The following is a 13,842-nucleotide window of genomic DNA, read 5'->3' as shown; positions in this document are numbered from 1 at the left end:
TTAAACTAGAGATGGGGTGAGAGTATTCTTTTTGACGAAACCATACATGTTTTTTTGGAAAAAGTTGCGTCGCTGCCGTCTACACCTGCAGGGGGAAGCGTTGCCGCGTTAAATGCCGCATCCGCTGCGGCGCTGGCGGAAATGGCCTCCAGATTGACGGCTGATAAAATGGAGGATGGGGCACTGGCTAAAGAACTGAAAGGGATGGCAGAAGTATTCCATAGTTACAGGGTGAAATTTACCGATGCTATTGATGAGGATGCCAAAGTATTTTCAGAAGTGTTAAGTGCTTATAAGCTGGCAGCGGATAGTGCCGAGAATCGTAAAATAAGGGATGAAAAAATCCAGGAAAGCTATAAGAAAGCTGTAATCGTACCTATTAAGCTGGCGGAAGACATCTGGGCAATGATGCAGTTGATCAAAATGCAGCACCACCATATTGGCGACAGCTATATTACGGATTCTGCCCAAGCCTATATGTTGGCGGAGGCGGCCTTGAAGTCTCTGCTCTATCATATAAAATCAAACCTTATGTATATCAGGGATAAGGAGTTCACCGAAAAAATCGAAGAGGTTTTGGAGCAATTTGGATAAGAGGGCAAAGGGTAGAGAGGAATGAAACGATGACTTAAAGCGCTTACGATGGAGGAGGCGCTTTTTCTTGTACCGTGAGAAGGATAACTTGTAATTCCATTCTTAATTGCATATAATTTATAACAGGAAATTCTGATTTTCGGAAAAGAGGAGAGCTTATGCGAACTTTGGCAAAAAGACATTCTTATGGTGTTGTTCAAATGAAGAAGAAAGCTATTCTTACTATTCCCAAGGAGGTTCGTCTTGCCTTGCACCTGGCCGATGAAGGTGAACTATTTGAAATAATCGTTGATAACGGCAAGATTATCTTAGAGCCGAAAACTTTAATTCCTAAGGAGCAAGAATGGTTCTGGACAGAGCGGTGGCAAGCTGGTGAGCGTGAAGCGGAGGAAGATATTAAAGCCGGTAGAGTCTCTCCCGCGTTCGATAATGTTAAAGACTTGCTGGAGGCTCTAAATAATGAAGATTAAGTTTACTTCACGTTTTAAACGCTCCTATTCTAAGTTGCCTAAGGATATACAGCTTTTATTCGAAGATAAAATTCATCAATTTAAAGAGAACTGGCGGCACCCTTCATTTCGTACTCATATGCTAAAAGGTACGAATGGGATTTGGTCCGCCAGCTTAAATATGGAGTATCGTTTTACGTTTAGCTTTACTTTTGAAGTAGATGCTGAAGGTAATACCGTGTGCCTATTAAGAGACATAGGCGATCATGACCATATTTACAGAGAGCCTTATTGAGGGGCTTTTTTTATTTGGCGAAAAAATATTTAGTCAAGTACTTGACGTATGAGGTGATTGTTGCTAAACTATAGTCAGGTACTTGACTATAGTAACTCGAAATAAAATTAAAAACGGGGGTGCATCACATGGGTGAAACAAAAAAAGAGATCTTAGGACGGTTCATGCGTTTGCAAGGGTTGCTGCATCGCTATCAGGCACAGAGCTTTATGAATTTCGGGCCTTGGGGTAATCCGCAAAGAGGACAGGGAAGGGTTCTTGCCCTCTTGAAGCTAAAGCCTGAAATCAGTCAAAAAGAATTGACCTACTTGCTGGATATGAGCAAGCAGGGGCTGGCGGAACTTTTAAATAAGCTGGAGAAAAATGAGTTCATCACCCGCGAAACATCGGAAGAAGACCGGCGCAGTGTCAACATCAAGCTGACTGAAAAAGGCGCCGCCGTAGCCGGCGAGATGGGCGATATGCCGCCGGAATTGGAAAAATTGTTTGATGTTTTAAATAATGAGGAATTGGCCAATCTCAGCGACTATCTCAAGCGCATCACGGAACGGCTTGAGGAACAGTTCACCGATGGCGACGGGGATTTGCGCAAGCAGATGATGGAGAGACTCAGGCAGTGCCATCATCACCATGGCCGCAACTTTGGCGGACACAGGGGTGATTTCCACGGCTTTTATGGGGGCGTATTTCCCCACAGACGAGGTGGCAGACGCGATGATGACGGCGAGAGAGAAGAGTAGGGTCAAGTGTTTGCGGTACCTTTTGACTTAAGGCTTCCGGAAGGCAACCAAAAGGATGAAGAGACAACCTTTGTAGTCCAGCCGGATCTTCTCATCATTTACCTTGCAGGAAAACGGACGTTTTGGCAGCCCCGAAGTTTACACAGAGGAATCTAAGGTTCGGGTCACCGTTTTTCCGGAGCTGGTCGTTGATTTGGGTTTGGTTTTCGAAGGAATGTGAAATGTTCAGAGCTTCAATTAGCTTTTTAAGCTTATTTTCAAATCCCTCACTACTGGATAAACGGGTGTTTATCTATGTTGGGAGGGATTTTTTTGTTCATTTCACTTTTAGGGGCTGGCTATGAGCAAGGTATGGCCATAGTTAAAAATCTGCGGTTTTAAGTGCTTAGAGGGGGCTGGGTGGAAATTCAGACACAGCCCCCAGTCAGGATTGGGAGGGTATTAGTCCTCCGGTTCTTCCACTAACTCCGTGCTATCCCGCAGGATCACAGCAATGAGCGGATGCTCTGTGAGACTGAATAATGCCACAGCAATCTCATGGAGGACCGCATGATCAACACCGGGTCTCACATAGTTTAAGCTTTTTTGCTTAATTTGAGGATCACCGGCAGGTGTCAACCCATCTTGATATTTCAACACTAAGGTTGAAGTCAAAGGCTTATCGACAATAGCCATATTTTTTTCCCTCCCCTCTAAGCCAGAGGCCGATAGGTTCGGCATGGTTGTATAGTGTATGAAGCTGCCTGTACTATGGTTACTATTGGAACGCACTTTTGTCCAAGGAGCCTTAATTATCTTTATTGACGGCTCCAATCCTCACACTTGTCTGGGGTTTGGCATATCCTATAGCGGTATCTGAAAAGGTATTCTGAAAAAAGGATGGGCAGGCCGATATGAGGATGGAAAATTCCAACAGGACGCCTGGGCAAATAGCGTCTGAAATTAACGTTATCAAGGAACAAAGTGGAAAAATGCTGCTCAGCAATGCCATAGAGATCGGGCGGCGTCTGACAGAGGCCAAAGAGCTGGTACCCCACGGGGAGTGGCTCAAATGGCTGACTGAATCCGTGAGTTACTCCCGGAGCACGGCCAGCAGGCTGATGAAAATTTTCCGGGAATACGGGCCGATACTCTCCTCAACCGATGGGGAAGAGGGCTCAAATGGTGCACCGGTGCACCATTTGAACTACACCCAAGGGATTGCCCTCTTTGGGATCTCGGTAGAGGATCGGGACCAATTTATAGCGGACAATGATGTGGGAAAGATGAGCAAGCGGGAGCTTCAGCAGACGGTCAAGGTAAGGGAGCGGACGGCTGAGGAAGAAGAACGCCGGGAACCGGAGAATCAAGGGGTGCAAAATCAAGAAAAGACAGAAGAGGCAGCGGATAAGGCAATGGATAAGCCCCTGGAACTGATCCCGGTGGAAAGGAAGATCATCAAGCCGAAAACTGTGCCAACTGCTCAAACTGAGCTACAACAAGAGGACGCTAATCCCGAGAGCATGAAATATAACGCCCAATACGCCACGCATCGCGACACTATGCTCAGCGCTTACGGGGAGCTGCTGAAAACCCTCGTCGCTTTAAACAGAGTGGACCCGGTGAAGAAAGAAGCCAACAGGAAAGAGGCGTTAAAGATAACGACGAACATGGCGGAGACGCTGAAACAATATCCTCCGGCGATTAAGACTAATTTGAAGATTAAAAGGACGGAGCCTGGTGCGCCAAATTAGTAAAATAGGCGCTGTGTGAAAACAGCGCCTGTGAGCATATGCGTCTATAGTTCCAGATCATCTCGTGGTTCCCGGCATCAGAAATTTCCCGTGCCTCTAATTCACGAATATGCTCTAATGCTTGGTCAATGATGTGCTTTTTTCTCTCTGTGGCTTAAAACATCCTGCATTTCGTTTCCGCCCAATTGCGGATCAGACATGATTGATATCCGTCAGCTTAACGATTCTATCGCAGACCTTGTGCGCCAGATAGTTATTATGTGTTACGACTATCAGGCCTAACCTGTTCTTATTGGCAATATCCAAAATGATCTGCCACAACTGTGCCTGGGTAATAACGTCCAGCATGGTGGTTATTTCATCACAAATTAAAAACCTTGTCTCCGGTCCAAGGGCCCGTAGGACGCAAAATCTCTGAAGCTCGCCTCCCGACAGCTCTGTTGGCCAGCGGGACATCCATTCCTTCTCAATTCCCATGTCCTTGAGAAGTTCATCGTTGGGGGTCCAGCATTCATGAATGATTTTGGACATCTTCCATCTGGGGTTGACCGCCAGTTCAGGATGCTGATAGATCATTTGGACAGGGGAATAGCCTTGATCAGGGAGGGGCTTGCCGCCCAGCAGCACCGTACCGTTGGACGGCTTGATATATCCGGCCAGGATTTTGGCAAGGGTGCTTTTACCGCAGCCCGAAGGGCCGACCAAGGCCAGTTTTTCACCCTCTTTCAATGTAAAATTTACCTGGCTGAGTATGGGGGCCGTTTTGCTCGTATAACGAAAACAGATATCTTTTGCTTCAAGCTGCATGAATACACCTCACCGCCTCTTCACTCATTACCGCTGTTAGGATTCAGCAGCTTTTTAAGATTTTCGCCGATGACGTCAAACAGGATGACCGCGATCAAGAGCAACAGGCCGGGGAACAGGGCAAGCCACCATTTACCCGTCGCGATATGGACCATCGCTTCCGATAGAATCGCCCCGATCGCGGGGGATTCCGCCGGCAGGCCGAAGCCCAGAAAGGTGAGTGCGGCCTCATGCATGATAGCATGGGGAAACAGCAGAACCAGCCCGATCAAATAGGTAGGGAGCACATGAGGTACCATATGTTCCTTGGCAACCCAGAATCTTGACTTTCCAGCCTTATAGGATAACTGCACATACTGGGAGGAACGAATCTGCAGAACTTCGGCACGTACGATCCTGGTAAGCTCCGGCCAGTGGGTCAGAGCAACGGCTACCGCCACGCCTTTCACCCCGCGGCCCAACATGAAAGAGATCAGAACCAGCAGGACCAGATGGGGCAGGCCCATGCAGCAATCGACACACCAATTGACAAACCGGTCGAATTTTCCGCCTATGGTTGCTGCAGCTATCCCCAGCAGCAGGGCCAGAACGGAGCTGACAGCAGAGGCGAGCACTCCGATGACAAGGCTTGTCGACAGCCCTTTAATGCTGCGGTAAAACATATCCCTGCCCATAAAATCCGTGCCGAAAAGATGCTCCAGGCCGGGAGGGATGAACTTGTGAGTATAATTGACCGCATACAGGGACTCGTCCATGAAAAAACCCCAAATAAGAATACCGAATAAATAAATGGCGGAAAAAATAATCAAAATAAGCATTTTGGTTCTTATGTTGATCTTGGGCAGTCCAAGTTTTCCGGCAGGTGTAAGCTTGTTCTCATACATAGTCGCCGCCCTCCTTCACCCTTGGGTCCAGCACTCCATACAGGATATTGGCGATCAGGTTCCCCGAAAAAACAAACAATGCACAGAAGATGGCGATACCCAGCAGCAGCGGGACATCGCCGTTGAGGGCGGCGGCGGTAGTGGCCGTACCGATGCCCGGATAGGCAAACACGGTTTCCGCCAGAGCCATGCCTCCGAACAGTTCGCTGAAGGAGGCAAACTGTATGGTAACGGCAGGCAAAGCGATATTCCTGAGCACATGGCGAATGACGAGCTGCCGGTCGCTTTCACCCCTTGCTTTCGCAAACAGAATATAGTCGCTGCCCATGGTTTCAATCAGCTTTTGCCTTGTATAAAGTGTGATCTTGCTTATACTGACAATGGTAAGAGTAAGTGCCGGCAGCACCAGATGGTAGGCCCGGTCTCCCAGCGTCACGTCTGAGGCAAGTTTGCCCATCGGAGCGGCCATGCCTATGGGGAACCATCCCAAAGTAACGGCAAAAAGGCTGAGTATGAGCAGGCCGAGCCAGAAGGTCGGAGCCGATTGCAGGCATAGGCAAAAGGTCTTGACCATTTTGTCAAAAAGACTCCCCTTGCGCATACCGGCCGCGATGCCGATCAGGAAGCCTAACACGCCGGAGGCTGTCCACGCGATCAGCATCAGGACGGCGGAATAGGAGAAACGCTCCCAAATCACATCACGCACCGGTTTTTTGTAAGTAATGGAATCGCCAAAGTCCCCATGCAGCACATTGGTGGCCCAAGCCGAGAATCTTTCCGGCAAAGGGTCATTAAGCCCCCAGTAATCGGAAATCTCCTGCTTGGCTTCCTCCGACAGGGTAGAATTTGTTCCGATATAGGAAACCAAAGGATCTATGGGTGAGCTTGTAATCAAAAGGAACGCAATCACACAGACCGCCACCAGCAGCAGAACCATCCGGACTAAAATGGAAACAGTTTGTTTAGTTCTGATCATTTTTATCTCCCCCAAAAGTGCGGTAACCGGAAAGACCTCTCGATGTCATTATTTATAGTTCCAATCCTTCATGTTGCAGATAATCGGCGAGCCGTGCCCATGGGGATGAGCAATCTGGGTATCCAGAGACAGATTCAAGGAATCGTTGACCAGATAGCAGTGCTCGATATTCACAATATACAAATAGGGATAATCCTGATTGGCTGTCGCCTGAACTGCTTTCCAGGCGGCAATGGCGCTGTCGTGAGAGGTGGAAGTGAATGCCTTTTGAATGTCTGCGTCCACCTGCGGGTTGGAGTAGCCAGAAACGTTATCATAAGCGCCTTTGAGGAACAGTTGGGAATTGAACAGCGAATTCAATACGGTCGGGCTGTACTGGCCCCAGCCCCAGACAATACCTGAATTGCTTTGAAGATGAGCGACCTCATCCCAGCTGGCGGTTTTGACGTTTATCTTCACGCCCAGCTGTAAGGCATCCTCGGCAACTGCGTTGGCCAGCAGAAAGCGCTCATTGTCGGAGCCGGGGGCATAAACGTCAAATTCGCATTTTATGCCGTTTTTCTCCCGGATGCCGTCGCCGTCCGTATCCACCCAACCGGCATCTTGGAGCAGGGCGGCCGCTTCCTCTTTCCTGTTATCTTGATAGGTATCGGTATTGGCCCATTGCAGATTGGCAGTGAAGCTGACCGCAGGCTTGCCGATGCCGTTAAAAGCGTGGTTAATAATCGTCTGACGGTCGATGCCGATCGCCAGGGCTTTGCGGACACTGATGTCTGATGTCACGTTATTCCCTACCTTGATCTCCTTCCCATCGGGATTTTTCATGGTTTGTTCCTTGAGAACCGGGAGATTGATCATCCTGATATCCATTGTTTCAAATCTTTCGGTCGTCATGTGAGCTACTTTTTCAGCGGTGTAATTGGGTCCGATCATCACAATATCCAGCTGACCTGATTTGGCGTTGGAAAAAGCTGCTTCACTGTTCATAGAGACAAAGGTTACCTTTTTGATTGCGGGAGCACCCTCGTAATAATTCTCGTTGGCCCTGACAATAATCTGTTGGTTGGAATCATATTGGGTGACGATCCAGGCTCCGGTTCCGATGGGATATTGGTCGAATGTTTTGCTGTCATAGCTGTCACTGGGCACAATCCCCAAGCAGGCGGTGGCATCAAGGAAAGGTGAATAGGGTTCCGACAGGGTAAACTGCACCGTATAATTATTGAGCGCCTTGACCGAGGCCAGCTTGGTAAGATCGACATTCTCGTTGTGTGCCTGATTCTCTTTGACCGTATTGTAGGTAAAAACCACATCGTCGGCGGTAAAATCTGAACCATCGCTGAATTTGACGTTTTCTCTGAGTGTATAGGTATAGACCAAAGCGTCATCACTAATCGACCATTCTGTGGCCATGTCGCCTTCGTAGTTAGAATCCGGATTTACCCTCAGCAGGGCACAGTTGGTAAAGGAATACCCATAGCTCATGGCCCCCTTAACAGGGTCCAGGCTGCTGTCAAAAATAGTGCCGCCCACATAAGCGACTATCTCATCGGCTGGGGGCTGGGCAGAGCCATTTTGGAAAGGTGTGTCTTCCACCGTCTTACCGGCACCGCTGGAGCAAGCTGTGATCGTAATCATGAGAAGTACAGATAATACCAGAGCAAGTTTCTTTTTCATAAAATCCTCCTTCGTAAAATCATCCTAAATGTAATTGGAATGAGTATAACAATGTCGAAAAATTCAGACAAGCTCCCAGGGGGGATATAACGACAGACAGAGAAGGAGATTATTCTCAAGCGTCGAATAGATATCAGCTGTAAGGGAAATCTGAAGATTTTCGCTAAATCTTAGAAAAAATCAGATTCTAAGGGTTGATCTCTAGTATTCATTTATAAGACGATGAAACTAAAAATGCATGAGCAAGGCCATGGAGGTCTGCCTGATTTACGGGCACTCTATGGCTTTTTTATTGTGGACTGAGACCTGTTTAATGGGCAAAGGCCTATTGAGAAACGGTGAGGAGGTGCATGCAGCAATGAAAATCGCGCTTTTTTGCTGCTCGAAAGTGACTCAAAAGCTTGGCTGTTCCAGCGCCCAATGCCTGTATGATGTGAAAAACAGAGTTGGTGCATTTGGTAGATATGCCAGGGATATACAGGTTGAGCTGGTAGGAGTGGTCAATTGTCCGGGGTGTCCGTCTCAAATCGCCCCTTATCGGATTATCGCCCAAATAGAAAACTTAGCGGATTTTCAAGTGGAGGCTATTCATTTCACGAATTGCATAAGCACTTTCTGCGCTTTTCATGAGAACTACCGGTTACTGATTGAGCGTAATTACCCTGAACTAGAAGTTATATTAGGCACTACACCCCATTTCACCCATGCCCAAGTCGAGCTTGTATCAACAAACAACTGATAAACCGAAGTAAAAGCCCCTAAAGGAGGAAAAAGCAAAATTAGAGCGAATAACATACCTCACAAGAAGTGAATAAGATTTAATTAAACCATGGAGGTTTAGCCCAAAAGGGGTTAACTCTGTGGTTTTTTATTTTTTCGCGGATGTCTTAATTTGTTAGATGTCTTAATTTGTTAAATGAAGGAGTCGGATGATTATCATGAGAGAGAAGGGCCACAGCCACACTCACCATCACACCAAAGCCGTACTCAATCGGTTATCCCGGGCCATTGGCCATCTGGAATCAGTGAAACGGATGGTAGAAGAGGAGAAGGACTGCAGCGAAGTGCTGATTCAATTATCGGCAGTTATAGCCGCACTCAATAATACCGGTAAGGTTATTCTTAAGGATCATATTGAGCATTGCATTGTTGATGCCTGGGAGCTTGGTAATGAGGAGGCTATGGAAAATCTGAATAAGGCCATTGACCGGTTTATAAAATGAGCCAAAAAATATCCCCCCATGGGGCTTGTGAGATAAAAAAAGAATTGCTAAACTATGAATACCTTTGGAGGTTGGCCATGGATGGGGCCATTTCATCATAGTATAACGAAGACCATGGAGGTCTGTTTGCCCTAACCAGGGATGGACACTTCATGGTCTTTTGTCATTTTTTAATATTATGCAAACGAAAGGTGATACATATGGGAATTTCTGAAGCAAAAGCAATCGGCAAGCGTTGGAGCTTTTGCGCCGATGGCTACAATGCGATTATTCAAAATGAATTCTCCGGTGAGCTGTCCAAAAAATGGAGCGACCTCCTCATCGGCAATGCGCCCTGCCCGGCCGGCAAAGTGCTGGATGTTGGCACTGGTCCTGGTTTTTTTGCCTTGCTGATGGGAAGCATGGGCTGGGATGTTCATGGCATTGATTGCTCTGAAAAAATGATTGAAACCGCAGTTGCAAACGCCCAAAAGGCGGGGATTGACGCAGAGTTCAGTGTAATGGACAGCCATTCACTGGATTTTCCTGACAATACCTTCGACTATATCGTGGGGCGCAATGTCACTTGGATACTCTATGAGCCTGAAAAAGCCTTTAAAGAATGGCTGCGTGTCTTGAAGCCGGGCGGGCGCCTGCTGTATTTGGATGGGAATTGGCACTATACACTTAATGAGGATTGGAATGCCGCCAGAAAAGCAGACGAGGCGGAGTACAGGGAGAAATATGGCACTCCGCCCAATTCATATCGCGGGGATGAGAAAACAGAGGAAGAGTTCAAAAAGCTCCTGTACTTTAATAATATCCTGCGTCCGGATTGGGATACTGAGCAACTGCCGGTATTTGGATATGAAAAGATAAAAGTTACACCCAGACTTAATGAAGAGGTGTATAGTGAGGAAAAACAGCTCCTTTACCGCTCTGTCCCCCTTTTTATGGTCACAGCGGATAAGGCCTCAATCCCCTCCAAATTATGAATCCAGGTTAGGGCACTGTCACCTGCGGACAAAGACGGGCAGTGACTGGCGGAAGCGAGAGACAAATGTGGAAACACGGTATTAAGAAACTATTGCAGACACTATTCGACGTAGCGATATTGCTGTTTGGTGTGACCTTCTTATCTTTTTCCCTTATGCATCTTGCGCCCGGTGATCCGGCGGTGACCATACTGCGCGCAGGGGGGGCCATGCCAACCGAGCAGGATATTATTGCGAAAAGAGCCGAAATGGGTTTGGACCGGCCGTTTCTTGAGCAGTATGGCTCCTGGCTGTCGGGCTTTGTTCAGGGGGATCTCGGCGTTTCCATGGTCGATGGGAAAAACGTGACGCCGCGGATCATGAACGCGCTCAAAAACAGCCTGCTGTTAGCGGCCGTCAGTCTGGCTGCCGGTATTGCTGTGGCGTTGCCTGTTGGTGTATTGGCAGCTGTAAAAAAAGACAGGGCCTTTGACAAACTCACCTGCACCCTTGCCTTCATACGGTTGGCTATGCCCTCCTTTTTAGTCGGACTGGGACTGCTCTATGTTTTTGCCTACAAACTGAAACTAATCTCTGTGATGAGCAGCACGGCAGGAGCGGCCGGCATCATCCTGCCTGTGGTAACCCTTGCTACCGGTATTTGCGCGAGAATGGTGCGGCAGATACGGGCTACTTTTTCCGCAGAACTGAGGGAGCCCTACGTCAATGGACTCAGGTCAAAGGGTGTCGGTGAATTAAGAATTCTCTTTCGCCATGTTCTGAAAAATACGATGCTCCCCATCATGACCCTTATTGCCCTCAGCTTTGGAGAATTGATTGGCGGAACAGCAGTCGTGGAAACAATTTTTTCCTGGCCGGGATTGGGGCGTTTGGCCCTTAACGCAATTAACGAAAGAGACTATACAATTATTCAAGGTTTTGTTGTGACAACTTCTCTGATCTTCTGCCTTCTTTATGGGTTGACAGAACTATCATACAGTTTTTTTGACCCGCGTGTTAAAAAGGCTAAGGGGAGAACGACCTAATGCACGATGGGATGAAATGCCAAAGAACAAAAATCAGGCTTGCCGTGTATATAGTACTTACCCTGGGCCTGCTCTTGGTTGCCTTGTTTGGTGAGAGCATAGCTCCCTATGATCCCTATAAGACCAATGTCATGGCCATTGATCAGCCGCCAAGTTACGACTATTGGTTTGGAACGGATAATTTGGGGAGATGTCTGTTCTCAAGGGTGTTGACCGGTGCGCGGAGTTCATTGTCGGCAACATTGCTGATCGTGGCCATTACCGGTGTATTGGGTACTTTGATAGGAGTGGCTGCCGGATATTATGGCGGGATCGTAGATAATATCCTGAAACGGCTTTTACTGATCTTTCAGTCGTTTCCCGGTCAGGTTCTGGCGATTGCCATCGTCGGCGTCCTCGGAGCCGGTTTTGGCAATGCGGTGATTGCCCTCGGTGTAATCGGCTGGATATCCTATGCGAGAATAGCGAGAAGCATGGTGCTGAAGATCAGGAACGCGGGCTATGTTAACGCGGCGAGACTGTGCGGATGCGGCTCAGCCTACATTATGATTCATCATGTTATTCCCAATATCAGTTCATTATTGTTTGTAACAGCCATGAACGCTCTGGCGGGAACCATGCTGGAGATTTCAGCCCTTTCTTTCCTGGGACTCTCCGCAACGCCACCCATACCTGAATGGGGATTTATGATCAGTGAAGGCCGAAAAGTACTCATGACAGCACCGTGGCAGACGTTATTTCCAGGAATTGCAATACTGATCACCGTCATCATTTTAAACCGGCTTGGTGACAGTGTTCAGGACTATATGGCAGTAAGACAGCAAGAGCTGTCTGTAATGTAAAAACAAAATAGGGGAGGAAAGTTATGAAAAGACGATTAAAAGGCTTCATACTGCTGGTCATGGCGGCTGTGATCCTGGCCGGCTGCTCCAACACGCCCGCAGCGGTCAGCCCTGGCTCCGAATCCCCGGGGACAAGCCGGACTGAGGCCGGGGCAAAGCACTTGAATGTTGCCTATCACTCGGAAATCAAATCACTTGACCCTGGTAAAACAAGCTGGGACACCACCCGTATCGGTGTCGGCGAGCGCCTTTTTAAAATTAATGATCATTTGGAGCTGGAGCCTTGGCTTGTCCAAACCTACCAGCGCCTTGACGAGCTCACCTGGGAGTTTATCCTGCGTGATGACGTAAACTTTTCTAATGGGAAAAAAATGACGGGCGAGTCTGTTAAGGCTTGCCTGGAGCGCACGATTGCCATGAACCCGCGGGCGGTGACCATGCTGAATATCGCCTCCATAGCAGTGGATGGACAAAAGCTCACGGTCAAAACAAATGGGATCAATGCCGCCCTTCCTAACAACATGGCGGACGTTGTCTGCACCATCCTGGATAGTGATACCCTTAGCGATGAAACGGGTATACCGGTTGGCACCGGGCCTTTTGTGATACAGTCGATGGCGGAAGGCCAGATGGAACTAACCGCCAATCAAGACTATTGGAACGGTACGCCCAAGCTCGGCTCCATCACCATAAAATACATCACGGATGGCAACGCTCAGGCGATGGCCCTAGATAATGGAGAAGTCGATCTTGCCTTTCAGCTTCCTACTGAGAATATTATGCAGTTTATGGGCAACGATCGGTTTGATGTGACGAAATCCTCGGGCTCCCGTTCGCAAGTTATGTATTTTGATTTTGAAAATCAATTTCTGTCCGATCTTAATGTGCGCAAGGCCATTACCATGGCCATTGACCGGGAGACCTTTGCTGACGTTATCAACAAAGGCAACTCAGAAGCGGCGACGGCAATTTTCCCCGTCAGCTTTTCCTATGGAAAGATTAAAGGCGTCGACTACGATAAGGAAGGGGCCAAGAAGCTTCTTGCCGATTCCGGATATACAGACAGCGACGGCGATGGCATCTTAGATAAGAATGGGGTACCCATGAGCTTCAAGCTCTACTCCTATGGTTCTCATGGCAGCCTGCTGCCGACATTTTGCGAGGCGATTCAGGCGTCCCTAAAGGAAATCGGCATCGGCATCGACATCCGGATCAACGATTATGAGCCCCATACCAATTTTCTCAAAAACGGCGGTTTTGATCTGGCGCTCAACAGCTATATCATGGCGCCTGTGGCGGATCCCCAGTATTTTGCGGACATTATGCTTAAAAGCGGCGCTGACTATAACTACGGCAAGTATGCAAATCCGGAGGTTGACGCACTAATCGCTCAGCTCGATGAAGAATTTGCTGACGGCAAAAGGCAAGAGCTTGCCCAAGAAATTCAGAAAAAGATCGTGGAGGACTGCGGGTTCTTGACGATTGGGCACCTCAAATATCAGATTGCAGCCAATAAAAAAGTCACCGGCTATTCCACCCAAGCCACCGAATACTATTTGCTGAACGAAAATACGGATATTAACGCCTAAGTATTCGAAAACCAGGTTGCGGAGGAGGTGAGCT

General features: G+C 48.1%; 16 protein-coding genes. 11 read left to right on the top strand and 5 right to left on the bottom strand.

What is annotated here, in order from left to right:
- Positions 1–24: 24 nt before the first annotated feature.
- The 4 genes from DESLBE_RS14975 (at position 25) to DESLBE_RS14960 (ending at position 2,078) form a co-directional block, all read left to right on the top strand.
- On the top strand, positions 25–594 hold the full coding sequence (locus DESLBE_RS14975; RefSeq protein ID WP_345788263.1) for a cyclodeaminase/cyclohydrolase family protein: 570 nt from the start codon (positions 25–27) through the stop codon (positions 592–594).
- A gap of 158 nt (positions 595–752) precedes the next feature.
- The gene (locus DESLBE_RS14970) at positions 753–1,064 is read left to right on the top strand and encodes an AbrB/MazE/SpoVT family DNA-binding domain-containing protein (RefSeq protein ID WP_015942689.1); all 312 of its coding nucleotides are present in this window, start codon (positions 753–755) and stop codon (positions 1,062–1,064) included.
- Positions 1,054–1,338: a hypothetical protein gene (locus DESLBE_RS14965; RefSeq protein WP_005810370.1), complete on the top strand. Its 285-nt coding sequence runs from the start codon at positions 1,054–1,056 to the stop codon at positions 1,336–1,338. Before DESLBE_RS14970 ends, DESLBE_RS14965 begins: the two co-directional genes overlap by 11 nt.
- A 128-nt stretch (positions 1,339–1,466) precedes the next feature.
- Positions 1,467–2,078, top strand: coding sequence for a MarR family transcriptional regulator (locus DESLBE_RS14960; RefSeq protein WP_015942690.1), 612 nt, complete (start codon positions 1,467–1,469; stop codon positions 2,076–2,078).
- A 441-nt stretch (positions 2,079–2,519) separates the two neighbouring features.
- Here DESLBE_RS14960 and DESLBE_RS14955 read toward each other — a convergent pair whose 3' ends face one another.
- Complete coding sequence (locus tag DESLBE_RS14955) at positions 2,520–2,753, bottom strand: DUF1659 domain-containing protein (RefSeq protein ID WP_005810364.1); 234 nt, start codon at positions 2,751–2,753, stop codon at positions 2,520–2,522.
- A gap of 218 nt (positions 2,754–2,971) precedes the next feature.
- Here DESLBE_RS14955 and DESLBE_RS14950 point away from each other — a divergent pair, with 218 nt between their 5' ends.
- The gene (locus DESLBE_RS14950) at positions 2,972–3,811 is read left to right on the top strand and encodes a DUF3102 domain-containing protein (protein WP_015942692.1); all 840 of its coding nucleotides are present in this window, start codon (positions 2,972–2,974) and stop codon (positions 3,809–3,811) included.
- Between the two features lie 192 nt (positions 3,812–4,003).
- Here the strand turns inward: DESLBE_RS14950 and DESLBE_RS14945 are convergent, their stop codons facing one another.
- From DESLBE_RS14945 to DESLBE_RS14930, 4 genes are read right to left on the bottom strand one after another with little or no spacing between them, the layout of a single operon-like run.
- Entirely contained in the window at positions 4,004–4,618 is a 615-nt protein-coding gene (locus DESLBE_RS14945) for an ATP-binding cassette domain-containing protein (RefSeq protein ID WP_015942693.1), read from the bottom strand.
- Positions 4,619–4,638: 20 nt separating this feature from the next.
- Complete coding sequence (locus DESLBE_RS14940) at positions 4,639–5,502, bottom strand: ABC transporter permease (protein WP_015942694.1); 864 nt, start codon at positions 5,500–5,502, stop codon at positions 4,639–4,641.
- Positions 5,495–6,478: an ABC transporter permease gene (locus DESLBE_RS14935; RefSeq protein ID WP_015942695.1), complete on the bottom strand. Its 984-nt coding sequence runs from the start codon at positions 6,476–6,478 to the stop codon at positions 5,495–5,497. Before DESLBE_RS14935 ends, DESLBE_RS14940 begins: the two co-directional genes overlap by 8 nt.
- 48 nt (positions 6,479–6,526) lie before the next feature.
- Positions 6,527–8,155: an ABC transporter substrate-binding protein gene (locus DESLBE_RS14930; RefSeq protein ID WP_015942696.1), complete on the bottom strand. Its 1,629-nt coding sequence runs from the start codon at positions 8,153–8,155 to the stop codon at positions 6,527–6,529.
- 358 nt (positions 8,156–8,513) lie between these two features.
- Between DESLBE_RS14930 and DESLBE_RS14925 the strand changes: the two genes are divergently transcribed.
- The 6 genes from DESLBE_RS14925 to DESLBE_RS14900 all read left to right on the top strand — a co-directional run bounded on the left by DESLBE_RS14925 (position 8,514) and on the right by DESLBE_RS14900 (position 13,808).
- Positions 8,514–8,894: a CGGC domain-containing protein gene (locus DESLBE_RS14925; protein WP_015942697.1), complete on the top strand. Its 381-nt coding sequence runs from the start codon at positions 8,514–8,516 to the stop codon at positions 8,892–8,894.
- 190 nt (positions 8,895–9,084) lie between these two features.
- Positions 9,085–9,378, top strand: coding sequence for a metal-sensing transcriptional repressor (locus tag DESLBE_RS14920; RefSeq protein WP_015942698.1), 294 nt, complete (start codon positions 9,085–9,087; stop codon positions 9,376–9,378).
- Positions 9,379–9,578: 200 nt separating this feature from the next.
- Positions 9,579–10,352 (top strand): class I SAM-dependent methyltransferase, encoded by a 774-nt coding sequence (locus tag DESLBE_RS14915; RefSeq protein ID WP_015942699.1) that lies wholly within the window; start codon positions 9,579–9,581, stop codon positions 10,350–10,352.
- Positions 10,353–10,417: 65 nt separating this feature from the next.
- Positions 10,418–11,377: an ABC transporter permease gene (locus tag DESLBE_RS14910; RefSeq protein ID WP_015942700.1), complete on the top strand. Its 960-nt coding sequence runs from the start codon at positions 10,418–10,420 to the stop codon at positions 11,375–11,377.
- On the top strand, positions 11,377–12,219 hold the full coding sequence (locus DESLBE_RS14905; protein WP_015942701.1) for an ABC transporter permease: 843 nt from the start codon (positions 11,377–11,379) through the stop codon (positions 12,217–12,219). The genes DESLBE_RS14910 and DESLBE_RS14905 overlap by 1 nt, the downstream gene beginning before the upstream one ends.
- A gap of 23 nt (positions 12,220–12,242) precedes the next feature.
- Positions 12,243–13,808, top strand: coding sequence for an ABC transporter substrate-binding protein (locus DESLBE_RS14900; protein ID WP_015942702.1), 1,566 nt, complete (start codon positions 12,243–12,245; stop codon positions 13,806–13,808).
- The last annotated feature ends 34 nt before the right edge of the window (positions 13,809–13,842 follow it).

It is taken from the genome of Desulfitobacterium sp. LBE, assembly GCF_007830365.1.
GTDB classification, from domain to species: Bacteria; Bacillota; Desulfitobacteriia; order Desulfitobacteriales; family Desulfitobacteriaceae; genus Desulfitobacterium; species Desulfitobacterium hafniense.
The sequence above is the reverse complement of the archived record's forward strand: the minus strand, read 5'-3'. Positions and strand labels throughout refer to the sequence as shown.